Source organism: Haloplanus aerogenes, assembly GCF_003856835.1.
GTDB lineage: Archaea > Halobacteriota > Halobacteria > Halobacteriales > Haloferacaceae > Haloplanus > Haloplanus aerogenes.
The window spans coordinates 269,516-294,984 of record NZ_CP034145.1; the positions used below are offsets into that span (position 1 = coordinate 269,516).

At 68.2% G+C, this 25,469-nt stretch carries 25 protein-coding genes; 7 read left to right on the top strand and 18 right to left on the bottom strand.

The features are described 5' to 3' along the window. Positions 1-12: 12 nt before the first annotated feature. The 7 genes from DU502_RS01355 to hemC all read right to left on the bottom strand — a co-directional run bounded on the left by DU502_RS01355 (position 13) and on the right by hemC (position 7,411). Positions 13-393, bottom strand: a complete 381-nt coding sequence (locus DU502_RS01355; RefSeq protein WP_121921061.1) for a NifU family protein — start codon at positions 391-393, stop codon at positions 13-15. Positions 394-418: 25 nt separating this feature from the next. Then, positions 419-754, bottom strand: coding sequence for a DUF5783 family protein (locus DU502_RS01360; protein WP_121921060.1), 336 nt, complete (start codon positions 752-754; stop codon positions 419-421). Positions 755-830: 76 nt separating this feature from the next. Then, a complete protein-coding gene (locus DU502_RS01365; protein WP_121921059.1) occupies positions 831-2,852 on the bottom strand; it encodes a DUF7289 family protein in 2,022 nt (673 codons plus the stop codon). 257 nt (positions 2,853-3,109) lie between these two features. Continuing rightward, positions 3,110-4,030: a cysteine synthase A gene (cysK, locus tag DU502_RS01370; protein WP_121921058.1), complete on the bottom strand. Its 921-nt coding sequence runs from the start codon at positions 4,028-4,030 to the stop codon at positions 3,110-3,112. A gap of 51 nt (positions 4,031-4,081) precedes the next feature. After that, complete coding sequence (locus tag DU502_RS01375) at positions 4,082-5,518, bottom strand: single-stranded-DNA-specific exonuclease RecJ (RefSeq protein ID WP_121921438.1); 1,437 nt, start codon at positions 5,516-5,518, stop codon at positions 4,082-4,084. Positions 5,519-5,564: 46 nt separating this feature from the next. Continuing rightward, positions 5,565-6,305 (bottom strand): uroporphyrinogen-III synthase, encoded by a 741-nt coding sequence (locus DU502_RS01380; protein WP_121921057.1) that lies wholly within the window; start codon positions 6,303-6,305, stop codon positions 5,565-5,567. Then, complete coding sequence (gene hemC / locus DU502_RS01385; RefSeq protein ID WP_121921056.1) at positions 6,302-7,411, bottom strand: hydroxymethylbilane synthase; 1,110 nt, start codon at positions 7,409-7,411, stop codon at positions 6,302-6,304. The genes DU502_RS01380 and hemC overlap by 4 nt, the downstream gene beginning before the upstream one ends. Positions 7,412-7,530: 119 nt before the next feature. Between hemC and DU502_RS01390 the strand changes: the two genes are divergently transcribed. Beyond that, entirely contained in the window at positions 7,531-8,622 is a 1,092-nt protein-coding gene (locus DU502_RS01390; RefSeq protein ID WP_121921055.1) for a nitrilase-related carbon-nitrogen hydrolase, read from the top strand. Between the two features lie 9 nt (positions 8,623-8,631). Here the strand turns inward: DU502_RS01390 and DU502_RS01395 are convergent, their stop codons facing one another. The 5 genes from DU502_RS01395 to hemB all read right to left on the bottom strand — a co-directional run bounded on the left by DU502_RS01395 (position 8,632) and on the right by hemB (position 13,813). Continuing rightward, positions 8,632-9,066, bottom strand: coding sequence for a PIN domain-containing protein (locus DU502_RS01395; protein ID WP_121921054.1), 435 nt, complete (start codon positions 9,064-9,066; stop codon positions 8,632-8,634). Then, entirely contained in the window at positions 9,067-9,318 is a 252-nt protein-coding gene (locus DU502_RS01400) for an AbrB/MazE/SpoVT family DNA-binding domain-containing protein (protein ID WP_121921053.1), read from the bottom strand. A gap of 109 nt (positions 9,319-9,427) precedes the next feature. Next, positions 9,428-10,762: a glutamate-1-semialdehyde 2,1-aminomutase gene (gene hemL / locus DU502_RS01405; RefSeq protein WP_121921052.1), complete on the bottom strand. Its 1,335-nt coding sequence runs from the start codon at positions 10,760-10,762 to the stop codon at positions 9,428-9,430. 97 nt (positions 10,763-10,859) lie between these two features. Then, entirely contained in the window at positions 10,860-12,503 is a 1,644-nt protein-coding gene (locus DU502_RS01410) for an ammonium transporter (RefSeq protein ID WP_121921051.1), read from the bottom strand. Between the two features lie 329 nt (positions 12,504-12,832). After that, the gene (gene hemB / locus DU502_RS01415; RefSeq protein WP_121921050.1) at positions 12,833-13,813 is read right to left on the bottom strand and encodes a porphobilinogen synthase; all 981 of its coding nucleotides are present in this window, start codon (positions 13,811-13,813) and stop codon (positions 12,833-12,835) included. Between the two features lie 86 nt (positions 13,814-13,899). Between hemB and DU502_RS01420 the strand changes: the two genes are divergently transcribed. After that, positions 13,900-14,421 carry a DedA family protein gene (locus DU502_RS01420; RefSeq protein ID WP_121921049.1) on the top strand — a complete coding sequence of 174 codons (522 nt, stop codon included), beginning with the start codon at positions 13,900-13,902 and terminating at the stop codon, positions 14,419-14,421. 18 nt (positions 14,422-14,439) lie between these two features. Here the strand turns inward: DU502_RS01420 and DU502_RS18035 are convergent, their stop codons facing one another. After that, positions 14,440-14,604: a DUF6757 family protein gene (locus DU502_RS18035; RefSeq protein WP_166033601.1), complete on the bottom strand. Its 165-nt coding sequence runs from the start codon at positions 14,602-14,604 to the stop codon at positions 14,440-14,442. Between the two features lie 25 nt (positions 14,605-14,629). Beyond that, positions 14,630-15,421, bottom strand: coding sequence for a PHP domain-containing protein (locus DU502_RS01425; protein WP_121921048.1), 792 nt, complete (start codon positions 15,419-15,421; stop codon positions 14,630-14,632). Positions 15,422-15,565: 144 nt separating this feature from the next. Between DU502_RS01425 and DU502_RS01430 the strand changes: the two genes are divergently transcribed. Next, positions 15,566-15,850: a DUF5789 family protein gene (locus DU502_RS01430; protein WP_121921047.1), complete on the top strand. Its 285-nt coding sequence runs from the start codon at positions 15,566-15,568 to the stop codon at positions 15,848-15,850. Positions 15,851-15,953: 103 nt separating this feature from the next. Here the strand turns inward: DU502_RS01430 and DU502_RS01435 are convergent, their stop codons facing one another. Then, positions 15,954-16,955 (bottom strand): DUF5784 family protein, encoded by a 1,002-nt coding sequence (locus tag DU502_RS01435; RefSeq protein WP_121921046.1) that lies wholly within the window; start codon positions 16,953-16,955, stop codon positions 15,954-15,956. Between the two features lie 132 nt (positions 16,956-17,087). Here DU502_RS01435 and DU502_RS01440 point away from each other — a divergent pair, with 132 nt between their 5' ends. Continuing rightward, the gene (locus DU502_RS01440; protein ID WP_121921045.1) at positions 17,088-18,569 is read left to right on the top strand and encodes an MATE family efflux transporter; all 1,482 of its coding nucleotides are present in this window, start codon (positions 17,088-17,090) and stop codon (positions 18,567-18,569) included. Positions 18,570-18,915: 346 nt separating this feature from the next. On the opposite strand, the gene DU502_RS01445 is transcribed toward DU502_RS01440, so the two are convergent. Together DU502_RS01445 and DU502_RS01450 are read right to left on the bottom strand one after the other, a co-directional pair. Beyond that, positions 18,916-19,761, bottom strand: a complete 846-nt coding sequence (locus tag DU502_RS01445; RefSeq protein WP_121921044.1) for an arsenite methyltransferase — start codon at positions 19,759-19,761, stop codon at positions 18,916-18,918. Then, the gene (locus DU502_RS01450) at positions 19,754-20,113 is read right to left on the bottom strand and encodes an ArsR/SmtB family transcription factor (RefSeq protein WP_121921043.1); all 360 of its coding nucleotides are present in this window, start codon (positions 20,111-20,113) and stop codon (positions 19,754-19,756) included. Before DU502_RS01450 ends, DU502_RS01445 begins: the two co-directional genes overlap by 8 nt. Positions 20,114-20,562: 449 nt before the next feature. Here DU502_RS01450 and DU502_RS01455 point away from each other — a divergent pair, with 449 nt between their 5' ends. After that, positions 20,563-22,902, top strand: coding sequence for a DEAD/DEAH box helicase (locus DU502_RS01455; RefSeq protein ID WP_124896990.1), 2,340 nt, complete (start codon positions 20,563-20,565; stop codon positions 22,900-22,902). 10 nt (positions 22,903-22,912) lie between these two features. Here the strand turns inward: DU502_RS01455 and DU502_RS01460 are convergent, their stop codons facing one another. After that, positions 22,913-23,551: an HAD family hydrolase gene (locus DU502_RS01460; protein ID WP_121921041.1), complete on the bottom strand. Its 639-nt coding sequence runs from the start codon at positions 23,549-23,551 to the stop codon at positions 22,913-22,915. A gap of 75 nt (positions 23,552-23,626) precedes the next feature. Between DU502_RS01460 and DU502_RS01465 the strand changes: the two genes are divergently transcribed. Both DU502_RS01465 and endA read left to right on the top strand, forming a co-directional pair. Continuing rightward, positions 23,627-24,346 (top strand): topoisomerase DNA-binding C4 zinc finger domain-containing protein, encoded by a 720-nt coding sequence (locus DU502_RS01465; protein ID WP_121921040.1) that lies wholly within the window; start codon positions 23,627-23,629, stop codon positions 24,344-24,346. Between the two features lie 75 nt (positions 24,347-24,421). Continuing rightward, complete coding sequence (endA, locus tag DU502_RS01470) at positions 24,422-25,468, top strand: tRNA-intron lyase (RefSeq protein ID WP_121921039.1); 1,047 nt, start codon at positions 24,422-24,424, stop codon at positions 25,466-25,468. Position 25,469 lies beyond the last annotated feature (1 nt).

Here is a 25,469-nt window from a genome sequence, read left to right on the forward strand (position 1 = left end):
GCGACGTGCCGTTTAGAAGGGAGCCTGCGGGCCTTCGTCGCTCGTCTCGCCGTCGTCGCTCGTCTCGCCGGGGAACGAGGGCTCCATGCCGCCGTGGCCGCCCTCGCCGCCCATACCTTCCATGCCGGTGTCGGCGTGGACTTTCGTGATCTCGGGAATCTCTTTGACCATCCGGCTCTTGATCGCCTGAATCGTCATCGGGGAGATGCCACAGCCGGAACAGGCGCCGCCGAGCTGGATGCTCACTTCGCCCGTCTCCGTGTCGATGTTCTGGATGGCGGCGCTGCCGCCGTGCATCTGGATCTGCGGGAAGTTGCGTCGCAGGAAGTTCGTCACGCGCTCGCGGAGGTCGTCCTCGGCGTCGCCGTCGGTGTCCTGAGCGTCAGTACTCATGCGCGGTGATTGGATTCCGACGGGCTTAGGCCTTTGGTTCGCCGCCACTGTCGACCCCGAACACGCTCCGCAGTTCCGCCTCGATTTCGTCGACGTAGCGCTCGAGCGTCGCCTCCAGTTTCTCGTCGTCGACGATCACCGCCGTTACCCGCTCTTTCGGGTTCTCGGGCAGTTCGACCCGGAAGTCGCCCTCCTCGTAGAAGGGTTCGGACTCGTTCAGTACCTGCTGGTCGATGGCGTGGACGAGTTCGGAGTCGAACTGGTCGTTCATCGTCTCGAAGGCGTTCTTGTACGCCCGCTGGAGTTCGGTGAAGTAGTTGGCGTACTTGTCCTCGAACTTCTCGGGATCGAAATCGACCATGCCCGCCCGTACCTCGCCGTCCGGCAAAAGTCGGACGGTTATAGGCAGTATCGGAACTCGCGATAGAGTCACCCTACTACCCGTCCTCGACCCGAATCTCGTTGACGCTGATGTGCAGGAACGTGACTGGCGCGCCGCCGCCGCCGGTGAGCACCGGTTTCTGGTCCGCGAGCACCGTGTCGTAGTGGACGGCCGTCCCACCCTGCACGTCGCTCACGCCGCCGACGACGCCGCCGTACACCTCCGCGCCGCCGCGCACGGCGACGTCCTGGTTCCCGGGGGCGTAGATCACGCCGTAGAAGTTCGCGCCGCTTTGCACCGTGACCGTCGACTCGCTGGTGCCGTAGAGCCAGATCTGGTCGCCGCGGTCGCCCACGCTCGTCCAGTCGGTCCGAATCTCGTAGTCGCCGGTGGCGTAGACGTGGACCCTGTTCGACCCGGTCACGTCGACCGGCGACCCGCCCGTGGTCGACACGTCGCCGTCGACGACGAGATAGATCGGCCCGCCGCTGGTGTCGAACGTGAGGTGGTCGCCGCCCGAGAGCGCCATCTCGTCGAGGTAGTAGGTGCCGTTGGTGAGCGTACAGTCGGCGTACGCGCCCCCGCAGTTCCCGGCCTCGATCCGGTCGGCGTCGCTCCCCGCGTTGTCGTTCGTCGCCGCGGCGGTGGAGAGACGCGTCTCGATGGTGTGGTCGATGGGCTGGAGGGTCGGTGGCTGCAGATTCCGCGCCACCGACACCGCACTCAGATCCGGTTGCGGACCGTTCTCCACGACGTTGCCGTTGACGTTCGGCCAGACGCCGCTGTCCTCGAACGTCCCCGCCATCGTCAGGTCGCCGTTGATGTTCTGCCCGTTCGCCGGGTAGAAGTCGCCGCCGACGTGCACGTCGCCGTTGACCGTCCCGGAACTGCTCGCGTAGTCGCCGCCTGCCTTCACGTCCTCGTTCACCGTGACGCCGCCGCCCGTCTCGACCACCCGCCCGCTGACGACGGCCGGGCTGTCCAGATTCCCGCCGCCGCCGAGGAAGAGGTCGCCGTCGGCGACGATCTTCTCGTCGACGCTGACGCCGCCGCCCGAGAGGTCCGCGTCGCCGTCGACGATCAACTGTCCCTCTACGTCGATGCCGCCGCCGGCCTCGAAGTCGCCGTCGACGCGCATGTCGCCGTAGATGGTCCCCCCGCCAGCGTTGACGAGGTCCTCGCCCACGTAGACGCTCCCGTTCTCACCCCGTGTCGCGGGGTAGGTCCCCTCGGAGGAGTTGTAGCTGTCGACGGTCGCGCCACCCTGCACCGTCACCGTCGGCGACCGGGCGGCGATGGAGTTCCGAATCTCCCGCCCCCGCGTCGGGACGCTGAGGACGACTTCGACCGACCGATTCGCGTCTATCACGGTCACCGAATCCGCGTCGGTCCGCGTCTCGAAGTAGTCGGCCCACGCCCGGTAGTAGTCGCTCCGGATCGTCACACGCACACTGCCCGCGTCCAGCGGGTTCTGCCGCCCCGCGCTGGCGTTGGGGAACGCGGCCCGCGTCGGCCCGTCGGAGAACCGCAACGCCTCCGACGAGGACGCCGACCCGCGGAGGACGACCAGCGGGAAGGTCAGGGTCGGATCGCCGCCCGTGCTCGTGCCCCAGCGATAGTGGAACTCCGGGGGCGAGATCATGCGCGCCTGCCCCGACTCCTCGCGCCAGACGCCGCCGCCCTGATACGCGACGGTCGTCCCTCCGGTTCGGTACGTCACCGCCCCCATCGTCGTGTTCACGAGCGGCGGCCCGGTGGCGTTGGCGCCCATCCGCTCGATGGTTATCCGCCCCGCGGACTCGTCGACCGCCGCCTGTCCCTGCCCGCCGAGGGATACGCGCCGCGTCTGGGCGTATCCGAGTGCGACTTCACTGACTTCGGAGTCGACCGTCGACATGGCGAGTTCGGCCTGGCCGGCGCTCGCCTGATCCCGAACGTCCTGGAGCGCACTGCCGCCGACCACCAGCACGGCTGTCGTCCCGGCCACCGCGAGGCCGATAACGAGCACCACGCCGATGACCGTACTCTGGGCGCGGCGGGCTTCTGGAGGGCTCACGTAGGGGGGACCGGACGTCATCGTCGATTCTCGTCGCGACGATACGGCGAGAATCGACGGACAGTTACGATCCCCCCTAACAGCCGCCTCGATCCGTTGGTCGCGCCGCCCGATCCGACGCGTCGATCCGGCCCTGTTCTCATCTGTGATATTTATAGGGTCCGAACGGGTTTTTATCTTTATATTTTTATCTGATAGGTGTCGGGAGCGGGGGAAGCGAGTCGCCACACGACCGCATTCGCCTCCCGTTGGCGTCTCACGGGTGATACTCGGTGTCGCTACTCCGCGTCGAACAGGTCCGTCGAGAGGTAGCGCTCGCCGCTATCGGGGAGGACGACCACCGTCGTCTCCTCCGGGTGTTCCGTCGCGTACTCGGTCGCCGCCGCCAGCGCCGCCCCCGAGGAGATGCCGACGAGCAAGCCTTCCTCTCGACCCAGTCGTCGGGCGGCGTCGCGCGCCGCGTCGCCCGTGACCGCTCGCACCTCGTCGAGCAGGTCGGTGCGCAACACTTCGGGGAGAAAGCCCGGGCCGATTCCCTGGATGTCGTGCCCGTCCGCGCACTGTTCGGAGATGGTCGGCGACTCTGCGGGTTCGACGGCGACCAGCCGCACGTCCGCGCCCCGGTCCGCGAAGAACTCCCCGACGCCGGTGATGGTTCCGCCGGTTCCCACCCCAGCGACGACGGCGTCCACGTCGCCGCCCGTCGCCCGCCAGATTTCCGGCCCGGTCGTCTCCCGGTGGGCGCGCGGGTTCGCCTCGTTCTCGAACTGCCCGACGAGGACGGCGTCGTCGGCGTCGGCCAACTCCGCCGCCCGCCGGTTCGCGCCGCCCATCCCCTCCTCGGCCGGCGTCAGTTCGAGTTCGGCGCCGAGGGCGGCGAGCATCGTCCGGCGTTCGACGGACATGGACTCGGGCATCGTCAGGACGCAGTCGTAGCCGCGGGCGGCCGCCACCGTCGCCAGCCCGATGCCCGTGTTCCCGCTGGTCGACTCGACGACCGTTCCGCCCGGCGGCAACTCGCCCGACGCCTCGGCGGCGTCGATCATCGCCTGTGCGATCCGGTCTTTCACCGAGTACGGGTTCGCCGCCTCTACCTTCCCGAGGAGGCCATCGGCGAAGCCGTCCAGCCGGAGCAGCGGCGTCTCGCCGATCAGTCCCTCCACTGAGTCGACGACGTTCCGCTGGATCGTCTCGCTCATAGCTGAGGCTACCCCGGTGTGGGGCGTGAGCCTTCGCCCGCACATATTCGCCTACTCCAACTGCGCCGCGACGAGTTCGTCCGCCGCGGCGACGAACGCCGCCTGCTCGCCGGCGGGAATCGTCGCCCCCGCGGCCACGTCGTGCCCGCCGCCGTCGCCGCCGACCGACCGCGCCGCCTCGCGCATGACGGTCGAGAGGTCGAGTCCCTGTCGGACGAGGGTGTGCGACCCGCGGGCCGACACCTTCACTTCTCCCTCGTCGTCGGCCTCCGGCCGACTCTCCGTGGAGCGTGGCTCCACGCTCGCGAACGCGACGATCGGTCGGTCCCGCCGGACGCCGTCCGCCCCCAGCGCCATCCCCGCCACGATACCGACGATGGTTTCCCGAATTTTCGTCCCCGCGTCGAACCACTGCACGTGATCCTCTATCGTCACGCCCTCCGATTTCACGAGTTCCAGCCCCTCCGAGAGGTTCTTGCGGTGGTTGCGAAGGAGCGTCCGGGCACGATCCAGCGCCGCGCCGCGGTCGCCCAGACACACCGCGAGGCCGACATCTGCGCGCTCGTACCGTGCCGTCGCGTTCAGGAGCGTCGAGAACTCGCTCACGTCGCGTAGTTCCGTCCCTTCCTCTTCGGCGGTGAGGGTGTAGGTCGTCCCGATCAGGTCGTTTACCCGACTCGCGGGGACGCCGCTCGCCACCGCCCGCTTCAGGAGGGCGCTCGCCACCGTCTGCCGTTCGTCGGCGGTCAGATCGACCCACCGCTTCCACTCGCCGTCCGCTCGGAGGTCGGCGTCGAGGTCGGAGAGAAAGCGCACAGCACCGGATTCGTCGCCCGTGATCCCCGGAATCCGCACGTCGCTCGCGTACTCCAGCAGTTTCGGGAGCGGACGCGTCTGCCGGCCGTACATCGCCAGATCCGTCCCCTCCTGTAGGACGCCCGCGTCGACGCCCTCGGCCACGATGCCCTCGTTGGCGCCGGTGAGGCCGTCGACGCCCGCCTGCATATCGCCCACCGCGCCGACGACGGCGAGCGCCGCGAGGTCGCGGTTCTCGTCCCCGCCAAGCGCCCGCGCGAGACAGTACGCCGCCCCGGCACCCGAGAGTTCACTCGCGCCGTTCAGCCCCTCTAACAGGGGGTTGCAGTGGTAGTCCGTCTCCGCGTCCGCTGGCTGGTGATGGTCCGCGATCACGGGGGTGAAGGCGTCGGCGTAGTCGACGATCACGTCGAGTTGGCCGCTCCCGAAGTCGGTAAAGAGGACCGTCTCGTGCTCCGTCGCGACGATACGCGCGATAGCGGGCTCGTCGAGTTGTTTCTCGAAGACAGTGTCGAAGGGAATCCCCGCTCGCTCCAGTGCCGTCGCGGCGACGGCGGCGCTCGTCAGGCCGTCGGCGTCGATGTGGGAGGCCAGCAGGACCGAGTCGGCGTCGCGGAGGCGGTCGGCACACGCCGCCGCCCGCGCGGCCAGTTCGGGGACGGGTCCGTCCATCGTCGTCGAGTCGGTCGTCATCGCTGATAAACCTTCGACCCGCTCCCTACCGCTCGCGTAGCGCGGCGACCGTCTCGCGGGCCAGCGCCTCGAACGTCGCCTCGGCGGGCACCACGTCAACCTCGATGCCCAGCGATTCCGCCGTCTCCCGCGTCGGCTCTCCGATGACACCGACGACGGCCGCGTTCAGGCCCACGATTGCTGCGGATCGGATGCCGCGCTCGTCCGCCGCATCGAGGAAGTGTTCGACCGTCAGAGAGGAGGTGAAACAGGCGGCGTCGAGGTCGCCCGCCGCGGCGAGGACGGCCGACTCGCCCGCGCCCTCGGGTCGGACGAGACGATAGAGAACCGTCTCGTGCACGTCTGCACTCGCGTCCCGCAGGCCGTCGAGCAGAACCGGGCTGCCGTGGTCGCTCCGGGCTACTTCGACGCTCGCGCCCTCGGTGCGGTCGGCCAATAGATCGACCAGCCCGGTCGAAGAGTAGTCGTCGGGAACCAGATCGACCGCGTAGCCCGCCGATTCGAGGGCGTCGGCCGTCTTCGGCCCGATGGCGACGACCGTCGCGTCGCCGGGTTTCCACTCCCCCGCGACGAGTTCGGCACCCGTCTTGCTCGTGAATACGACGTAGTCGGCGTCCTGCGGGTGCTCGCCCGTCGGCTCGACCGCGAGCATCGGATCTGCCACTGGCTCGATGCCGAGGTCCGTCAAGAGCGACCGGGCCGCGTCGAGACGGTCGTCGTCGGGGCGGAAGACGGCAACGCGGGGGGCGTCCTCGCTCGCGCTCACGCGTCGGCCTCCTCACCCTCGTCCTCGTCCGCCTCCTCGCGCGCCCGATCGATCAACTCCGCCGCCCCCTCCGCTCGCAGGTCGGCTGCGAGGTCGGCCGCCGCGTCGGCGTGATCCGTGATCGGGAGGTCGGCCGTCCGCTCGATTGCCTCCGTCCCGTCGAGCGAGAGGACCTGCACCGCCACGTGGACGTACTCACCCTGCACGACGGCGTAGACGCCGATAGGGGCGATACAGCCGCCGCCGAGTTCCGCGAGTATCGTCCGCTCGACGGTCGTCTCGACGCGCGTCACGGGGTCGTCGACGAGGTTGCGGATCGTCTCCGTCGCCTCCGCGTCCCCGCGGGCCGTCACCGCGATGGCGCCCTGTCCCGGCGCGGGGACGAACGCGTCTTTCGGGAGGCGCGTCGTCTCGACGCTATCGAGCAACCCGCTTCGCCGCAGCCCCGCCTCTGCGAGAACGATGGCGTCGTACTCCGTCTCGACCGCGCGCTCCATCGCCTGCCGCTCCAGTTCGGTCAGGCCGTCGAACCACTCCTCGACCGGTTGGTCGAAGTTGTCGGGATGTTCTCCCTCGTCCTCGTCCTCGGCGTCCATCCGCCGCTGGTGTTCGCGCTGGAGTCCCGGCGCCAGCAACTTCTCCAGTCGGGTGTCGACGTTGCCCCGGAGGGGTTCGACCTGCAGGTCGGGTCGCGCCCGCCGCAACTGCGCGCCCCGTCGGAGCGACGAGGTGCCGACGACGGCGCCCTCCGGCAGGTCGTCCAGTTCGGCGCCGTCGGGCGTCACGAGTACGTCGCCCGCTGGCGCGCGTTCGGGAACGCCCGCGACCACTAACTCGGGCGGCGACTCGGTCGGCATGTCCTTCATCGAGTGGACCGCGGCGTCGACGTCGCCGTCGAGTACCTGTTCGTCGAGCGCCCGAACGAACGCGCCCGTCTTCCCGAGGCGGTGAATGAGTTCGTCCCGAATCTCGTCGCCGCGGGTCGACACCTCGACCGTCTCGACGTCGAGGCGTCGGGCGGAGAGGCGGTCGCGGACGCTCGCCGTCTGCCGTCTGGCGAGGTCGGACCCGCGCGTCGCTAGCCGTATCGTCCCGCGCGTGCTCATATCCGAGCCGTCGCCCCCGAGCGTGAAAAGCCCACCAGTTCCGCCGTCAGCGGCGTCAGAGGTGACTACACGACGGCGCGGGGGAAGCTATTCCCGTCGTCCCGGAGTAGCCGCCACCGATGTCGAAGATCCCGACGTACAACGCGGTCGGCCTCTCCCCGACGGTGTGGGGAGCCGAGGAGCGTAGCGACATCGAGAAGAATCTGGAGCACATCCACGAAGCCCTCTCCGCGGCCACGTGGCTCAGCGGCCTCGAACTCCCCGTCAAACTCGCCGTCCTCCCCGAGGGCGCCCTCCAGGGGTTCACCGACGAGGTGTTCGACATGGACCACGCCACGTACCGGGAGGAGATCGCCATCGACATTCCCGGCCCCGAGACCGAGACGCTCGGGGAGTACGCCAAGGAGTTCGAGGTGTACCTCGTCGCCTCCGCGAAGGAGAAGGCGCCGGAGTACGACGAGAAGTTCTACAACACCGCCTTCGTCATCGACCCCGACGGCGACATCGTCCACACGCACCGGAAGGTGACCCCCCTGTTGCCTGTGGAGCGCTCGGTTTCGCCTCACGACGTGTGGGACGACTGGCGGGAGAATTACGGCGACGACCTCGACGACATCTTCCCAGTCGTCGACACCGATATCGGCCGCATCGGCATCTCGCTCGCCATCGAGGGGGCCTACCCCGAGTACGTCCGCGGCCTCGCCATGAACGGCGCGGAGGTGATCTGCCGGATCGCGTGTCCCGAACCGCTGGTGGCGAACGATAGCTGGGAGATTCAGAACCGGGCGCGGGCGCTCGACAACACGTGTTACGTCGTCGCGCCGAACCTCGGCACCTACTACGTCACGCCCGACGCCGAGACGCCGGTCGACACCTTCGGCGGCGGGTCGATGGTCGTCGACCACCGGGGCCAGATCCTCGCGGAACACGAGTATGGCGCTGGCTCCTCCTACTGCGCTGCGCCCGTCGACGTGGAGGGCCTGCGCGAACACCGCACCGAGTCGCCGCTCACGAACTGGATCAAGGACCTCCGCACCGAACTCATCCGGCCCATCTACGACCGGGAGATCTACCCCAAAAATCTGTGGCTCGACCGCCAGCCGGTCGATCACGAGACGTACGCCGAGGAGGTGACGGAGCGACAGATCGAGAAGATGGTCGAGGCGGATATCTTCGTCCCGCCGTATCACGAGCGGGCAGACGAGGGGTGACCGCGAACATCACTCCGGCTGATAGGGATCGGTCGCCGTGTCGAGGCGGTAGACATCCGTGGCGGCGTCGAAGTCGTCGTCGAACGCGTAGAGGTAGCCGAGCCCCTCCGCTTGCATATACGCCACGATAGCGGCGTCGACGAACGAGAACTGCTCGTGCTGTCGGAAGAGCGCTTTCGCCGTCGCGAACTCGTCCGCGGTCAGGGCGTCGATGTGGAAGCGCGCGTTCTCCTCTATTCGGTCGAGAAAGTCGACGGCAGCCGCGTGTCCGGCGTGGGTTGTCAGTCCGTTCAGCGTTTCTGCGAGCACGTAGTCGAGAATCACTGCCTCCGGAAGGTCGGCGGTATCGATGCCCGTGAGGATGGCGAGGGCCTCGTCGTGTGCCTCGTCACGACGGTACGCAGCGGCGAAGAGAACGGTCGTATCGAGGAGTGCTCGCGGCATCTATTCCGTGTCGACGCCCCACGCGTCGTGGTCGGTCGTGACTGCGGTCTCCTGCTCACCGTCGTAGCCGTCGAAGTCGCTGAACGTGCCGCTTCGCTGCTGAACGACCCGGACGCGGAGCGTGCCGTCGTCCTCGATGTGCCAGCGGAGCGTGTCGCCGTCGTCGATGTCGAGTTCCCGGCGGATGCGAGCGGGGATGTTCGCTTGATTCCCCGACACTTTGCTCTCGGAGTCGACGTTCTCACTGCTCATGCCTACGAGTAGGTGATCACCCTGCATAAATCGTAGTGTGCGCTCACACTATCCGCCCCGATTGGTAACGGCCGTCTCTCGTGTCGCACACTGTCGAGCGGTGCTCGGCCTACAGCGCTTCCTGATACGCGTCCAGCGTCCGCTGGATGTCCTCTTCGGTGTGGGCGTAGCTGACGAACTGCGCCTCGAACTGGTTGGCGGTGAGGAAGATCCCGCGCTCTTTCATCTCCTGCCAGAACACGCGTTCCCAGCGGTTGGTCTCGGCGGCGGCCACGTCCGCGCCCGTCTTGGGACAGGCGTCGTAGTTCGGGCAGTCCGTGCGCTGGCGACAGCCCGCCTCACAGCGACCCTCGCCGCCCTCGCCGTGCCGGGTGAAGATGGTCTTGAAGATGCTCCCGGTGCCGACGACGGTGTACTCGGGCGCGCGCTCCTCCAGAATGTCCGTGATGCCCGCGCGCAGTTGCTCGCCCAGCGCGTTCACGTGGTCGTACACGTCGTTCTCGGCGGCGTAGCGCAGGGTTTCGAGGCCGGCGGCCATCGTCACCGGGTGGCCCGAGAAGGTGCCCGACTGGAACACGTCGCCGCCGGGGGTGAGGTGTTCGACGATTTCGGCCCGGCCGCCGACGGCGCCGACGGGGAAGCCACCGCCGACGATCTTCCCCAGCGTCGTCAGGTCGGGTGTGACGCCGAACTCGCTCTGGGCACAGCCGAGGCCGCCGACGCGGAAGCCCGTGATCACCTCGTCGAAGATCAGGAGCGAACCGTGTTCGTCACAGAGTTCGCGGAGCGTCTCGTGGAAGCCGTCGACGGGCATCACGACGCCCATGTTGCCGAGGATGGGTTCGGTGAGGACGGCCGCGATTTCGTCGCCGTGTTCCTCGAACACGTCGGTCACCGTCTCGGGATCGTTGAACGGGACGGGGAGGGTGTGCTCAGCGAAGGAGTCGGGGATGCCGGGCGAGGAGGGCTGGGCGCCCTCCGGTCCGCCTTCGACGAGTGTCGACTCCTGGGCACCGTGGTAGCCGCCCTGCATGACGACGATCTTGTCGCGGCCGGTGTACGCCCTCGCGAGGCGGACCGCCGAGACGGTCGCCTCCGTCCCCGAGTTGACGAAGCGGATCATCTCGACGGATGGGACGTGTCGCGCGACGAACTCGGCGAGGTCGACTTCCACCTCGGTCGGCGCGCCGTACATCGGCCCGGAACTGACGTGTGACTGGACCGCCGCCTCCACCGAGTCGGGGAGGTCGTGGCCGTACAGCAGGGGACCGTAGCCCATCACGTAGTCGAGATAGCGGTTGCCGTCGGCGTCGATAACGTGCGCGCCGTCGCCGCGTTCGACGAAGAAGGGGTACGGCATCGACGCCCGCACCGACGAGTTGACGCCACCGGCGAGCACCGACAGTGCTCGGTCGTACAGCTCCCGCGATTCGTCGTGGCTCATAGCTACCGCTGTGTGCCACTGGGGAAAGAATGTACGGGGTTTCGTCGAAAAAGCCGCGTGGTGCTCCGGGGCCGTATCGCGCCGAGAGGTCCGTCGATCAGACCGCGTCCGGACCCGTCTTGCCCGTGCGGACCTGAATCGCGTCGTCGACGGGCATGATGAAGATCTTGCCGTCGCCGGGTTCGCCAGTGTTGGCGCTCTCGCGGATGGCGTCGGCCACGTCCTCGGCCGGCACGTCCGCGACGACGCACTCGATTTTCACCTTCTGGTGCAGGTCGACGGTGTACTCCTCGCCGCGCCACTGGCCCTTCTTCGCGGGCTGGGAGCCGCGGCCGGAGACGTTCGTCACCGTGATCGAGGGCGCACCGACTTCCGCGATGGCCTGTTTCACGTCACCGAGTTTCTCCGGGCGGAGCATGGCGACGACCATCTTGATGTCGCGCTCGCCGCCGTCCGTGCGGATGATCTGGTTGTCGCCGCCGTCTGCCATCACGTCGGGTTCGCCGAATTCGGGGTAGGTGTTGACACCGTGTTCGGCCACGTCGAGACCTTCACGCTCGTGTTCGGGGTCGACACGAGCCTGACCCAGCATCTTGAGGACGCCGAACACCAGCGCCGTCGCGACGATGGTCCAGCCGGCGATGACCGCGACGCCGGCGATCTGGCCGACGAAGCTGACCGAGTAGCCGGGGATGGCAAAGAGCGGGAAGAGGATCGCACCGAGCACGCCGGCGGAGCCGTGGACCGGGAACACCGCACACACGTCGTCGATCTTGAGGCGCTTCTCGACGAACTCGAAGACGATGGGGAGCTGCGCGCCGGCGAGGCCGCCGATCACGAGGGCACCGACCCACGTGATCGCGTTGGTGTTGCTCGTGATGCCGACGAGGCCGGCGAGCATCCCGTTCGCGACGTACAGCGTGTCGACCTTACCGGTCTTGCCCAGGGCGGCGGTGCCGGCGCCGATGGCGCCTGCGGCCATGCCGAGGGTGGTCGTCAGCGCGACGCGGCCGACCGTGTCGGCGAAGGCGCCGAGGGCGACGGAGCCCTCCTCGACGACGAACACCGAGGCCGCCGTGCCGACGTTGAAGCCGTACCAGCCGAAACAGAGGATGAGCGTCCCCAGCACCGCGAAGGTGAGCGAGTGACCGGGGATGATGTTCACCGAGCCGTCCTCGTTGTAGCGGTCCATCCGGGGGCCGAGCACCCACGCGGCCGTGAGGCCGGCGATGCCGCCCATGCCGTGAACGATCATGCCGCCCGCGAAGTCTTGGAAGCCCGGTCCGATAGTGGTCAGGAAGCCGCCGGCCCAGGTGAGACCGGTGACGACCGGGTAGATGACCGCCGACAGGAGAATGGTGTACGTGACGTACGCGCGGAGTTTCGCGCGTCCCGCCACGGCCCCGCTGACGATGGTCGCCGCCGTCATGGCGAACACCGCACCGAAGAGCCAGCCGATCCACGCGTCGGAGCCGCCGGCGATGTAGCCGAACGGATCGGCGTTGCCGCCGACGATGCTGGAGACGCCCGCACCGACCAGGAAGTAGACGATGACGCCCACGCTCCAGGTCAGCATGTTCTTCGTCAGCTGGTTCGCCACGTTCTTCGAGCGTACCTGCCCCGCCTCGAGCATGGCGAAGCCGGCGTGCATGAAGAAGATCAGGAAGGTGACCGTCAGGACCCAGACGTTGTTGACGCCCGAGGCGAGCGCCGACGGGTCGATCTGGAGCGGCGTCAGCATACGGCCCCCTCCACCGCTACTCCGCTATCGTTACTTGGACAGACGTTCGTGTTTCCGGTTTCTTCTTCCATGTTCGTTCTCCGTGTTGCGATAGAACGTACCGTTACGACATAATATAAGGATTGGCGTTGACAAATGACTAAATAGGCGGCCTACCGTGGATGTTCGTCCGATTTAATAGTAGATAAGGGTTGTATAAGGACGTAAATTGGCCAGCCTCTCGACCAATCCTGCCGGATAAGTGGACGAACGTTGTGTAAAAAATCCAACTATTTCGTTCGGCTGTGCGTCCGGCCGCGCCGCTCGTTCGCGGCGCTCCAGACGGCCGATCAGCAGTTGGGCGCGACGTCTTCGGCGAAGTACGTCACGATCATGTCGGCCCCGGCACGTTTGAGCGCGAGCAGCGATTCCGTCGCTACCGCGTCCAGATCCAGCCACCCTTTCTCCGCCGCGGCGTGGAGCATCGCGTACTCGCCGCTGACGTTGTAGGCCGCCACGGGACGGTCGAACTCCCGGCGGACGGCGCTCACCACGTCGAGGTAGGGGAGGCCGGGTTTCACCATCAGCACGTCCGCGCCCTGTTCCACGTCGAGGCGGACCTCCCGGAGCGCTTCGCGGCCGTTCGCGGGGTCCATCTGGTAGTGTCGGCGGTCACCGAAGGCTGGGGCGCCGTCCGCGGCGTCACGGAACGGGCCGTAGAACGCGCTCTCGTATTTCGCGGCGTAGGACATGATCGCCACGTCCTCGAAGCCGGCGTCGTCGAGGGCGGTCCGGATGGCGCCCACCATCCCGTCGGTCATGCTGGAGGGGGCGACCATATCCGCCCCGGCTTCCGCCTGCGAGACGGCCGTCCGCGCCAACAGGTCGAGCGTCGCGTCGTTGTCGACGGTCAGCGTCGGGTCCTCCCGTGCGTCCGGTTCCAGTACCCCGCAGTGCCCGTGGTCGGTGTACTCGCAGAGACACACGTCGGTGATGACCGTCGCGTCCGTCTCGGCGGTGATGGCGCGGGTCGCTCGCTGGACGACGCCGTTCTCGGCCCACGCGCGTGACCCCTCGGCGTCTTTCGATTCGGGGATGCCGAAGAGGATGATGGCTTCGACGCCCGTCTCGAGCACTTCCTCGACGCGGGCCACCGCGTCGTCGACGGGGACGCGTTCGTGGCCCGGCATCGACTCGATTGGGACGCGTTCGTCGGTCGTCGCGTCGACGAACACGGGGGCGACGAGGTCGGTCGCGCGGAGTTCGGTCTCGCTGACCAGCGAACGCACGCCGTCGCGGCGGAGCCGGCGCGGTCGGTCGGTCGAATGCATACCCTACGCGTCGGCGGGCACGCTCAAAACCCCGTCGTTCCCGCGGATGAGTAACCGATTTGTCCCCACGGGTCGGACGGACGGACGTGCTCTCCCCGCTCCAGGTCTCGCAGCTACCCACCACGCTCCGGGATCTCCTCGCCGCCGACTACGGACTTCTCGTCCTCCTCGGCGTGTTCGTCCTCGAAGGGGCGATGTTGCTGTACGTCGTCCCGAGCGAACTCGTCGTCCCGGGAGCGCTCGCCCTCCTCGGCGGCACTCTCACGAACGCCGTGCTGATCGTCGCCGTCGCCGTCGTCGGCGCGACGATCGGCCAGTACGCGCTCTTCACGGTGGCCAAGCGGGCCGGCCGCGAGCGCCTGCTTCAGTCGCGGTGGTTCCGCGTCAGCGACGACGCCCTCGACCGGTTCGAGGGGTGGTTCGACCGGTGGGGACCGGTGGTCGTCCCGGTGAGCAACACGCTCCTGTTCACGCGTGGGATGGTGACGGTCCCCGCCGGTCTCGCCGGCATGGACGACCGCCGGTTCGTCGTCCTGTCGGCACTCGGCACGCTCTCGTTCGAGTCGATCCTCGCGGGCCTCTATCTCTGGTTCGGGACCGTATTGTAGGGGGGACCGAAGAAGGGACTACTCGGTGCGGTCGATATCGATCTTCTCGCGCAGGGCGGCAAGATCGTCGGATTCCGCGAGTTCCTCCAGACGCTCGCGGAAGTGGCTCTCGCAGAGGCCGACGCGGATGCCCTCCTTCTCGGCGGCGTAGGCGGCCTCGCGATCACAGTAGTGGCAGTTCATAGGTTCACTTGGTACTCCCACCGGTTTAACCCTGCGCATCCGGCAGACGAGACGCGATCCGGGCGTACGCTGCCGCCGAGAGGCCGGTGACGCCAAGCCGTCGGTCGTGCGCGTCACTCCCTCCGGTCGCCAGCAGGTCGTACCGCTCGATCACCGCGTCGAGCCGCGTCTCGTCGACCTCCCGGCCGTACGGATAGTACCGCTCGATGGCGTCGAGGTCGGGCGCGAGCGCCAGCGCCGCGTCGGGGTCGGCGTACCGGAACGGGTGGGCGAGCGAGACGACCGGCGACGCGGCCGACAGGAGATCGATCCCCTGCTCGACGCTCGGCACGTCCCGCGAGACGTAGCAGGGGCCGTCGTCGCCGATGAACCGGTCGAACGCGCCCGCGTAGTCGCAGTCGGCCTCGCTCTCGTCGACGGCGCGGGCGACGTGTGGGCGTCCGACGCCGGGTTCGAACGCCACGTCGAGGTCGACGTCTAGCCGGTCTTCGATCCGGCTGGCCATACGGCGCGCGCGCTCGATCCGGTCGGTCTGGATGCGATCCAGTTCCGCCCGGAGCGCCGGCGTCTCCTCGACGCCGTACGCCAGCAGATCCACCCGCCCCGTCGCCGTCTCCACCTGCAGTTCGACGCCGCGGATCACCGTCACGCCGTCCAGCGTGGTCACCGGCGCGTCCAGCCCCGGATGCAGGCGGTCGTGATCGGTCACGGCGACGACGTCGACACCGCCCCGTCGCGCCGCAGCCGGGAGGTCCGCGAGGGTCAGCCGACCGTCCGAAGCCGTCGTGTGTACGTGCAGGTCGGCCACCACGTCCATACTCGCACCTCACCGCCACCCCCGAAAGACCTTGCGACCACGTCTCGTGTGAGCAATTCTCAATTAAGGATGATTAAAGACTCCTGTCGGACTAAGGTCGTACATGGAAAACCATTATAGTTATCGAACGTGTGGAACCTAGTGATGAAGTTCAACGGCACTGGCGAAATGATCGACGCCCTCGAATTCCCGATTACCACCGACGAAATCATCGCCGACCACGGCGACCACGAACTCGAACTCCAGCGCGGAACCGAGCGCGTCGGCGACGTGCTCGCCCGTCTCGGGACGGAGGAGTTCGAGGGGCCGGAGGACGTGCGTCTCTCCGTTCGCTCCGCCGTCGGTCACAAGGCCATCGGTCGGCGCTTCTACAGCGACCGCGACCCGACGGCCCTCGGCGAGTCCGGTCCGACACCGCTGTCGCTCTGATCGGCCGTCTCGTCGCCAGCCGACGATTTCGAAGCGAGTGTCTCAGCGGTGCGACCCATTTCGCATCCGACAACGACGATTTTCCGCGGCTACCGTTACCGCGTCAGTCGAGAATCGAGCCCAGTTCTAGCGGCACCGAGCCTTTCGTGTACCCGGCGACGTGCCCGTCCGGCCGGACGCGATAGACGACGGCGGGCCGGTGTCCCACGTCCGGCATCGCGTCCCTGACCGCGAACCAGTCGTCGTCCGGGAACGACGAGCAGTCGACGAACAGGACGACCCCGCCGGCGTGGGCGGAAAGCTGACCGTTCGTCTTCGTCTGTGCCGTGTCGCGGACGGCGGCGACGGGCGTCCCCGCCGACCGGCGGTTGGGCGGAAGCGGCCGTGTGACCTCCACCAACGGCTGCTCGCCCTCCCGACTCCGCGCCTGGAAGTCGATAGAGTGTCCGGTCGTCACTTCTACCTCGGGCACCACGTCGTAGCCCGCGTCGTTGAGGAGTTTCGCGGCGTGGAACTCGCCCATCGTCGCCGCCATCCGCGTCAGATCGAGTCGTTCCGAGGTGCCGAGTTTGCCCGCCATCGTCTCGCGATAGTCGTCGAGGACGCCGGCCGACAGGAAGGATTCGTAGAACGCCAGCGCGTCGTCGGCGTCGGCGTCCGGGAAGCCCGCCGCGTGTTCGTCGAAGAACTCGCGGGTGGTCCAGCGGCCGTCCTTCGAGAGGAAGACGGGGAGGAAGAACCACGAGAGATGGGGGTAGGCTTCCAGCCACGGCGACTGTTCGTGGAGTTCCGCGCGGAGTTCGCGTTCGGCCCACTCCGCGACGGGTGTGGGAACCTCGTCGAAGCCGTACTTGTCGGTGCGCCAGAGGCTCGACGGCGTCTCGGTGTTGCCCAGCCAGTACGCCTCGCCGTCGGTCCAGCAGAAGAGTGCGGTGTCGCCGTTGTCCATGTCGAACCGCCGGGAGTCGTAGCCCTCGGGCGGTTTGAACCACGGCTGATTCCAGGTCGCGCCGAGGTTGGCGTCGAGCGGGTCGAACACCTCGGCGCGGACGCGGCCCTCGGTCCAGCGACCGGGGGCGTGTCGAAAACGGAGCGGTCGTGCCACGGCGGCGATAGGCGCCGGGGCGATTTACGCCTTCCGTGTCGGCGGCACCCGACTGGCTGTGGCTTACGGATCGTCCTGCCAGTCACCTCAATCGATACGTCTATGGCCGTGGTTGGTGAACGCACGCCACGGATGAGCGACCGGCGGGAAGCCATCGTCGACGGATCGATTCCGCGGACGCTCGTGGGCCTCGCCCTCCCGCTGGTCGCCCAGAACGTCGTCCGCGTCGCCCAGCAGGTGATCGACACCTTCTGGCTCGGCCGCCTCGGCGAGACGGCCGTCGCCGCCGTCGGCCTCACTATCCCCGTCCTCGGTCTCCTCTTCGCCCTCCTCGTGACGCCCTTCGTCGGCACGCAGATTCTCGTCTCCCAGCGCGTCGGCGCCGACGACGATGCCGGCGCCCGCCGCATGGTCGTCCACGGGTTCGCCCTCGCTGTCGTCGTCGGCGCCCTCGTCGGCGGCGCCGTCGCCCTCGGTGCCGACCCCATCGTCCGCCTCGTCGGCGCCGGTCCCGACGTGGCGCCCGGTGCCGCCCTCTATCTCGGGGTCGTCGCCCTCGGCCTTCCCCTCGCGGGTGCGAGCGACGCGCTCGAAGCCGGCTTCGTCGGCCGCGGTGACTCCCGCGCTTCCCTCTGGATCAACATCGCCACCGTCGCCGTCAACGTCGTCCTCGACCCGTTCCTCATCTTCGGCTGGTGGATCTTCCCGCAGTTGGGTATCGAGGGTGCGGCGCTCGCCACGGTCGCCGGCTACGCCGCCGGCCTCCTCCTCGCACTCGGCCTCGCGCTCGGTCCCCGCATGAACCTCTCGCGTCGCCACCTCTCCCTTACCGCCGCCGACTTCCGCGAACTCCTCTCGGTCGGGGCGCCGATCACGGGCCAACAGGTCGTCAGCCAGAGTGTCCGCGTCCTGCTGGTCGGTGTCGTCGCTATCGCCGGCGGTGCGGCCGGCCTCGCCGCCTACACCGTCGGCGCTCGCGTCGCCAGCGTCGCCGTCCTCCCCTCTCGCGGCCTCGGACAGGCGGCACAGAGCATGGTCGGCCAGAACGTCGGCGCCGACCGCCCGACGCGCGCCCGGCGCACCACCCGCGTCGGCGTCGCCGTCGCCGCCGGCTCGCTCGCCCTCCTCGGCGTCGTCCAGTGGTTCGTCCCCGGTCCAGTCGCCCGCATCTTCGTCCCCGACCTCGCCGGCGACGGCTACGCCCTCACCGTCCAGTATCTCACCATCCTCGCGTACGGTTACCCCGCCATCGGCGCCGTCGACCTCCTGCTCGCGGGGTTCAACGGCGCGGGTCGCACCCGCACGAGTTTCGTCGCCGACCTGCTGAAATACTGGGCGGTGCGCCTGCCCGTCGCCGCCCTCGCCCTCCCCGCGACGGCGTCGGTGTCCGTGCTGGGCGTGGCCGTCGCACCCGGCCTCGACTGGGGGATGCCCGCCATCTTCTGGGCGGTCACGGGATCGAACGTCGTCGCCGCGGTCGGAGTGGGGGCGTACTACGCTGCCGCCGTCCGCGGTGGATTGTTCGCGGACGCGGCAAAGGGCGTGGAGACGGACACGGCCCCGCCCGACGACGCGGACACCGATTCCGACGCCACCGCCGACCCGACCGACTGATACGGATTATTGTAACTGTTTACCGGCGGGTCGCCGGACCGTCTCGGCGACCCGCCGGTAATGACTTACAATAAACCGTATGAGAGGGTCTGATGGCTCCGTTGGATTCCGCAGTCGGTGATCGGTTCCGGATCCCGCGCTGAATAGCCGAGTCCGGCGAGTCTACGGCGCCAGTCTGACCACGTTGGAAGCTGAGACTACAGCGGATTCCGCGGGCGTATCGCGAACTCGCGAAGGACGCAGCATGTCGCCAGTATCGAGACAGCACTCCTCGATGTGCAGGAGTACGTTTAACCGGTCCGTCGGAGTGGTTACGTGGTCGGGACCGCCCGTACCTGTTGGTCAGTCAGGTGTCGTGCGCTGGTTTCCGGGCCTCGATAGTGGCGGAGACGAGGTAGTCACCGAGGTCGCGGTCAGCGTCCCAGTCGCTGATGAACTCGGTGCTCTCGTCCTTGGGCGCTATCTCGATTGCTTCGAAGCCGGCACTGTCGAGCATCGATTCAAGGGCGTCGACGGTTGACGCACCGGCGACACAGCCAGTTAACGAGTCCGGGTCCATCTTGACGTCGTCGGGGAACGGCGCGGTTTGGACGACGTCCGAGATGGCGACGCGGCCGCCGGGCGTGAGGACACGGTAGGCGTCGTCGAACACGCGTTGTTTTTCCGGGGCGAGGTTGACGACGCAGTTCGAGATGACGACGTCGACGGTTGCGTCGGCAACGGGAAGGTGACTGATCTCGCCGAGGCGGAACTCGACGTTGTCGGCGCCGTTCTTCGCCACGTTCTCCCTCGCTCTCGAGACCATCTCTGGTGTCATGTCGACACCGATGACGTCGCCGTCCGGGCCGACCTCCTGTGCAGCGAGGAAGCAGTCGAAGCCCGCACCGGAGCCAAGGTCGAGCACTGTCTCGCCGGGCGCCATCTCGGCGAACGCCTTCGGGTTTCCACACCCGAGGCCGAGGTCTGCACCATCGGCGACCGACGCGACATCGTCCGCGTCGTAGCCGAGGCGTTCGCTTCCGGTCACGTCCGTGTTGCCGTCACAGCATCCACCGTCGTCGGTGACATCGATGCCGACATCGCCACAGCAGTCCAGACCGTCCGAAGCGATAGTCCCGTAGCGTTCGCGCACCATCTTGCGGGTCTCCTCGGGGTCGCGGTCACCGGCCACCGTGTCAGTCTCGTTACTCATGGGTACCTCGCAGGTCGTCGAGTGTTTCGAGGAGGGCCGCGGCCGTTTCAGTCGGTTCGTAGTACCGCCAGGACCCTTCCTTGCGGCGCGTGACCAGCCCTGCGGTGTACAAGCGGGAGAGCGCTTGGCTGACGGCACTCTGACTGACGCCGACTGCGGCTTCGAGATCGCAGACGCAGACGCCGTCGTCGGCGTTCGCGATTCGGCGTAGCAGTTCGTATCGCGTGTCGTTCCCCATCGCGGTCAGCACTTGGAGGTCCGCCGCCATCGCGTCCGAGTTGACGTCACCGGACGGTGCACAGCAGGTCCCAGCGCCTTCCGCAGGTCCGTCGGCGATCGCGTCCTCGTTCATATCAGCATTAGCTTATACAAGTAAATACTAATATGTTTCCCTCGATGGGACCATTCGCAACTTCGGACTCAACCTGAACCCTCAACTCCGCCGCGTTGATCCCCGACTCAGCGCGCTAGAAAAACGAGTACACCGACGAAACTGTCTGCAATGACATCCACGTTCGGGATTGTGTGCTCAATATGTATGCAGTGAGAGTGCCAGTGTCAACGTTAGGACGACGTCCTCCGTAGTCACCATTCGAGTCCTGTCCGTTGCGGAGGGTTTCATCGAAGCCGGTCTGCTGGAACTGAGTCCCGTTCCGCCGCTCGAGCGTGACGGCGACACGCCGGTCCTGACACACCGCAACGACGACCGTCGCCCCCGACGGAAACGCCTTTGACGCCCCGGCCCCGCGACTCTCCTATGCTTCTGTCCGGCGCCCACACTCTCCCGGAGGTGCCGACCGCGTGAAGGTCGCCGACGCCGTCCCGGAATTCGCAGACGCCTTCGACTTCGAGGAGTTCAACGCGATGCAACGGGAGGCGCTGCCCGTCATCGTCGAGACGGATCACAACGTCGTCGCGTCGGCGCCCACCGCCAGCGGCAAGACTGCGCTCGCGGAACTCGCCATCTGCAAGACGCTGAGCGAGGGGGGTACTGCGCTCTTTATCGCCCCCATGCGCGCCCTCACCAACGAGAAGGAGAGCGAGTGGGAGCGGTTCGAGGACCTCGGCTACTCCGTCTACGTCGTCACCGGCGAACGCGACCTGAACCCGCGCCGCGCCCGCCGCGCCGACGTACTGGTGATGACGCCCGAGAAACTCGACTCGGCTACCCGCAAACACGACTCCCGGCGCTACGACTTCGTGACCGACGTGGACTGCGCCGTCATCGACGAAGTCCACCTCCTCGACTCCGAACGCCGCGGCGGGGTGCTGGAGGTCACCGTCTCCCGCCTCCGTCGGCTCTGTGACCCTCGCTTCGTCGCCCTCTCCGCGACCATGCCCAACGTCGAGGACGTGGCGGCGTGGCTCGACGCCCCGCCCGAGGCCACCTTCGCCTTCGGCGACGAGTACCGCCCCGTCGACCTCCAGACCGGCGTCAAGACCTACACGCACGGTGAGAACTCCTTCGCGGACAAGTACCGCCGGCTCTACCGCGCCCTCGATCTCGCCGAACCCCACGTCCGCGAGGACGGGCAGGCGCTCGTCTTCGTCGCCTCCCGACAGGACGCGGTCAGCGCCGCCGCGAAGACCCGCGACGAACTCGCCGAACGCGACGTGCCCGTCGGCGCTCGCGGCGACTACGACTTTCACCAAGTGGCGAAGGAGTTGAGCGACGACCGCCTCCACAAGGCCGTCCTCGACGGGGTCGCCTTCCACCACGCCGGCCTCTCGAAGGACGACCGCGACCGCATCGAGCAGTGGTTCAAGGAGGGGAAGATTGCCGTCCTCTTCTCCACTTCGACGCTCGCGTGGGGCGTCAACCTCCCCGCCCGCTGTGTCATCGTCCGCGACACCAAGTACCACGACCCGCTGGAGGGCGAGGTGGACATCAGCCCCCTCGACCTCCTGCAGATGCTCGGCCGCGCCGGGCGCCCCGGCTACGACGACGTGGGCTACGGCTGGGTCGTCTGCGATCGATCCGACGCCGACCGCTACCGTCGCCTCCTGCGCGAGGGGACCGAAATCGAGTCCCATCTCGCGGCCGACCTCGACGCCCACCTCAACGCCGAAGTCGCGATGGGAACCATCGACGACCTGGACGACGTGCTCTCGTGGCTGGAGACGACGTACTACTACGTCCGCGCCGCCTCCGAACCCGCCGCCTACGACTTCGACGGGCTCCGCGACCGCGTGCGCGACACGCTCGAATCGCTGGTCGACCGGGGATTCGTCGAGATGGGGTCGGATCTCGCCATCGAGTCGACGGCGCTCGGCCGCCTCGCCTCGAAATACTACCTCCGTCTCTCCACGGCCGAAGCGTTTCACGCCCTCGCGGGCCGCGACCGCATCGACGCCGACGCCATCCTCCGGACCGTCGCTGGCGCCGCCGAGTTTCACTCCGTCTCCGCGCGCCAGTCGGAGGCCGACGCCGTCGACGCCGTGTTAGGTAGCGAGGCCGACCAACTCGACGACGGCCCGCGCAAAGTCCTCGCCATCCTTCGTGCCTCGACCAGCGACTCCGTCCCCGCCGACCTGCGCAGCGACGCGTGGATCATCCGCCGGAACGCGCTTCGCCTCCTCGCCGCGCTCCGCGAGTTCCTCGCCCGCTTCGCCGGTCCGCGGGCCGCCAACCTCGCTCGCCGCCTCGAAGCCCGGATCGAACACGGCGTCAGCCGGGACGCCGTCTCGCTCACCGCCGTCGACGGTATCGGCGCCGGTCGCGCGCGAAACCTCGCCGCCGGCGGTCTCTCCCGCCCCGCCGACGTCGTCGACGCCGGCGCGACCGAACTCGAACGCGCCGGCCTCTCGGCGGGTGTTGCGGAACGTGTCGTCTCCGCGGCCGCCGACCTACCCGTCATCTCCGTCGACTGGGGCGACGTGCCCGACGCCGTCGCCGCCGGCGACAGTCAGATGTGCGAGGTCCGGGTGCGAAACACGGGCGGTGGCGCTCGCGTCGGCGTCCACGTCACCGTCAACGGCGTCGAGATGCACGAGAAAGAGACCTATCTCTCCGACGTGACGACGGTGCCGGTCGGAGTCTTTGGGGCAGACGCGGACGAACTCGACTTTCGTGTGGAGGTGACGTTTCCGGAATTGCCGATTCGGGCGTTCGTGGGGGAGCGGACGGTGCGAGTGGAGTAGTCGTCGCGCTTTACTGTTCAGCCATCACCTCGTCGAGTACCCTCCGGAGCGCCTCGGGATCGGCCGCCTCGTGATCCGCCAGATCGACCGCCTCCGGATCACCACCGTAGGCAATCGTCAGAATCCCGGCCCGCGTCGCCGCTCGGACGCCGTTCGGGGAGTCCTCGACGGCCACGCAGTTCTCGGGTGCGGCACCCACACGCTCCGCGGCGATGGCGTACACGTCCGGCGCCGGCTTGCCCGGGCCGTCCACGTCCTCCGTGCTCAACAGCACGTCCACGTCGAGGTCGAATCGCTCGACGACGCGTTCGATCCACTCCCGTGGGCTGGAGGAGACGATGGCGATGCCACAGCCCCGCTCCCGCAGGTCAGCGAGCAAGTCCTCGAACCCCGGCATCAGGTCGGCCGACTCGTAGAGGTCCTCGGCCGCCGACTCGTAGAGGTCGAGAAACTCCTCGCGGCTCAGCACCACCTCGTAGTTGTCGGCGAGGTAGTCGTAGGTCTCGCGGTAGTTGATGCCCCGAATCTCGTCCTGTTCGGGGGGATCATCCGGAACCGCCGCGGGCAGGATCACCTCTCGCTCCCGGGCGCGCCAGAAGTCCTCGGTGTCGACGATCACGCCGTCCATGTCGAACAGCACCGCGTCCATACGCACCGACCGCTCGCCATCGCTGAAAGGGCTTCGTCCGAGACTTTTCACCCGGAGCCGCGGCCACGCCGTCCCATGGCAGACGCCATCCGCGCTTTCGCCGGTGACTGCACCGTCGAGACGGACGACCGCACCCACCGCGGCCGGGTGCTCGTCCTCGTCAAACCCGACCGGACCGTCCTCGTCCACGACGCCGACGGCTACCAGCCCGTCGCGTGGCTCACTCGCGCCGACAGCGTCGCCATCCAGTCCGACGACGGCTTCGGCCTCACTGCCCACCTCGACGACCGCACGCTCCGCGTGACCGCCGACCGCATCCGCCGCTCCGTCTACCCCGTCACCGAGGCGGGCGTCCCCGTCGGGACCAGCCTCGACACCGGCGGACCGCTGATCCGCACCGGCGGCGCGGTGGTCGACCTCGACGCGGGCACGCGCTACCCGCTGGTCGCCGGCGCGACGGTCCTCGACGAGCGCTGTCCGGACTGCGGGCTTCCGAACATGCGCGTCGACCGCGGTGCCGCCTTCGAGGTGTGTATCGACCGCGCCTGCGACCCGCTGGACGACGCAGTGCGCGAGCGGTTCGACCGCGCGTGGGCCTGCCCGGACTGTGGATCGGACCTGCGGATCATCCGCCGACGTGGCCGCCTGCTGGCGGGCTGTGACGCCTATCCCGACTGCGAGACGGCCTTCACGATCCCCGCCGGCGTCGTCGTCGACGACTGTTCCTGTGGACTCCCCGTCTTCGAGACGGCGACGGGACAGCGGTGTCTGGACGGGACCTGTGACCGGCAGTGAGTCTCCCAGCTACCGCCCCGCACCACCCCGAACCGCACCGCAGGCCCTTTACCGCCGCCCCGCCCCCACACGGGTATGCAAGGGACGTTCGAGGGCGGGACCGTCCGGGTCGGTGGCGACGCCCGCCAGCGCTTCTACGACGCCCGCGGCTACGGCCGGCCGCTCGACGGCAACCGGATCGAACTCGCGCCCGTCGAGGCCGCCCACCTCCTCTTCCGGGGTGACCTCGACGCCGTCGTCGACGCCGAGGGCGAGCCGCTGGATTTCCGCGCCTTCCTCGTCGCCACGGACGCCGCCCTCGCGTTCGTCGTCTACAAGGACCTCCGCGACCGGGGCTTCTACCTCTCGCCCGCTCGCGATGGGTGGGTCGACGACCCCGACGGCGCCGACTTCGTCGTCTACCCGCGTGGGAAGGGGCCGGCCGACGACGCGGTCGCCTACCGCGTCCGCGTCGCCGGTGAACGCGAGACCATCGCCGCCGCCGCCCTCGGAGACATCGTCCTCGCCGTCGTCGACGAGGAGGGTGAACTCACCTACTTGGAGACGGAGCGAGTGGGTGTCGAGGGCGAGATGGAGGCCGACGAGGAATCGTACTACGATCCCCCGACCGACCTCGACGCCGCGCTCCTCGCGGACCGGGCGGTGGTGTGGGAGCCGCCGGCCGCCCTCCACGATCGGGGCTTCTACGGCCAGCGACTCCACGGCCGGAACGCCGAGTCCGGCCCGCTCCAGCTATCACTCGTGGAGGCGGCGTATCTCGCCCGTCGGGGCGCGCTCGCACTCGACGAACCTCGCGTCGTCGAGCGCGGACGCGCGGTGGAGGGCGAGCGCTTCGACCGCCGCCTCCGCGCCTACGCGGCGCTCCGGGCGGCGGGTAGCGTCCCCAAGAGCGGGTTCAAGTTCGGCGCCGACTTCCGAACCTACGACACCTTCACCACCGTCTCGGAGATGGACCACTCGACCCGCCTGATCCGCGTCGTCTCGCCCGATCACACCTTCCTCCCGCGGGACCTCTCCCTGGACGTGCGGCTGGCGGGCGGGGTCCGGAAGCGAATGGTTTTTGCGCTGACCGACGTGAACGAGGGGATAGACTGGCTCTCGGTCGAGCGACTCACGCCCTAAC

Bases quoted from the DNA above. Each gene is read 5' to 3' on its own strand.
- DU502_RS01355 (WP_121921061.1), bottom strand. From the start codon at position 393: ATGAGTACTGACGCTCAGGACACCGACGGCGACGCCGAGGACGACCTC.
- DU502_RS01360 (WP_121921060.1), bottom strand. From the start codon at position 754: ATGGTCGATTTCGATCCCGAGAAGTTCGAGGACAAGTACGCCAACTAC.
- DU502_RS01365 (WP_121921059.1), bottom strand. From the start codon at position 2,852: ATGACGTCCGGTCCCCCCTACGTGAGCCCTCCAGAAGCCCGCCGCGCC.
- cysK (WP_121921058.1), bottom strand. From the start codon at position 4,030: ATGAGCGAGACGATCCAGCGGAACGTCGTCGACTCAGTGGAGGGACTG.
- DU502_RS01375 (WP_121921438.1), bottom strand. From the start codon at position 5,518: ATGGACGGACCCGTCCCCGAACTGGCCGCGCGGGCGGCGGCGTGTGCC.
- hemC (WP_121921056.1), bottom strand. From the start codon at position 7,411: ATGAGCACGCGCGGGACGATACGGCTAGCGACGCGCGGGTCCGACCTC.
- DU502_RS01390 (WP_121921055.1), top strand. From the start codon at position 7,531: ATGTCGAAGATCCCGACGTACAACGCGGTCGGCCTCTCCCCGACGGTG.
- DU502_RS01395 (WP_121921054.1), bottom strand. From the start codon at position 9,066: ATGCCGCGAGCACTCCTCGATACGACCGTTCTCTTCGCCGCTGCGTAC.
- DU502_RS01400 (WP_121921053.1), bottom strand. From the start codon at position 9,318: ATGAGCAGTGAGAACGTCGACTCCGAGAGCAAAGTGTCGGGGAATCAA.
- hemL (WP_121921052.1), bottom strand. From the start codon at position 10,762: ATGAGCCACGACGAATCGCGGGAGCTGTACGACCGAGCACTGTCGGTG.
- DU502_RS01410 (WP_121921051.1), bottom strand. From the start codon at position 12,503: ATGCTGACGCCGCTCCAGATCGACCCGTCGGCGCTCGCCTCGGGCGTC.
- hemB (WP_121921050.1), bottom strand. From the start codon at position 13,813: ATGCATTCGACCGACCGACCGCGCCGGCTCCGCCGCGACGGCGTGCGT.
- DU502_RS18035 (WP_166033601.1), bottom strand. From the start codon at position 14,604: ATGAACTGCCACTACTGTGATCGCGAGGCCGCCTACGCCGCCGAGAAG.
- DU502_RS01425 (WP_121921048.1), bottom strand. From the start codon at position 15,421: ATGGACGTGGTGGCCGACCTGCACGTACACACGACGGCTTCGGACGGT.
- DU502_RS01430 (WP_121921047.1), top strand. From the start codon at position 15,566: ATGAAGTTCAACGGCACTGGCGAAATGATCGACGCCCTCGAATTCCCG.
- DU502_RS01440 (WP_121921045.1), top strand. From the start codon at position 17,088: ATGAGCGACCGGCGGGAAGCCATCGTCGACGGATCGATTCCGCGGACG.
- DU502_RS01445 (WP_121921044.1), bottom strand. From the start codon at position 19,761: ATGAGTAACGAGACTGACACGGTGGCCGGTGACCGCGACCCCGAGGAG.
- DU502_RS01450 (WP_121921043.1), bottom strand. From the start codon at position 20,113: ATGAACGAGGACGCGATCGCCGACGGACCTGCGGAAGGCGCTGGGACC.
- DU502_RS01460 (WP_121921041.1), bottom strand. From the start codon at position 23,551: ATGGACGCGGTGCTGTTCGACATGGACGGCGTGATCGTCGACACCGAG.
- DU502_RS01465 (WP_121921040.1), top strand. From the start codon at position 23,627: ATGGCAGACGCCATCCGCGCTTTCGCCGGTGACTGCACCGTCGAGACG.
- endA (WP_121921039.1), top strand. From the start codon at position 24,422: ATGCAAGGGACGTTCGAGGGCGGGACCGTCCGGGTCGGTGGCGACGCC.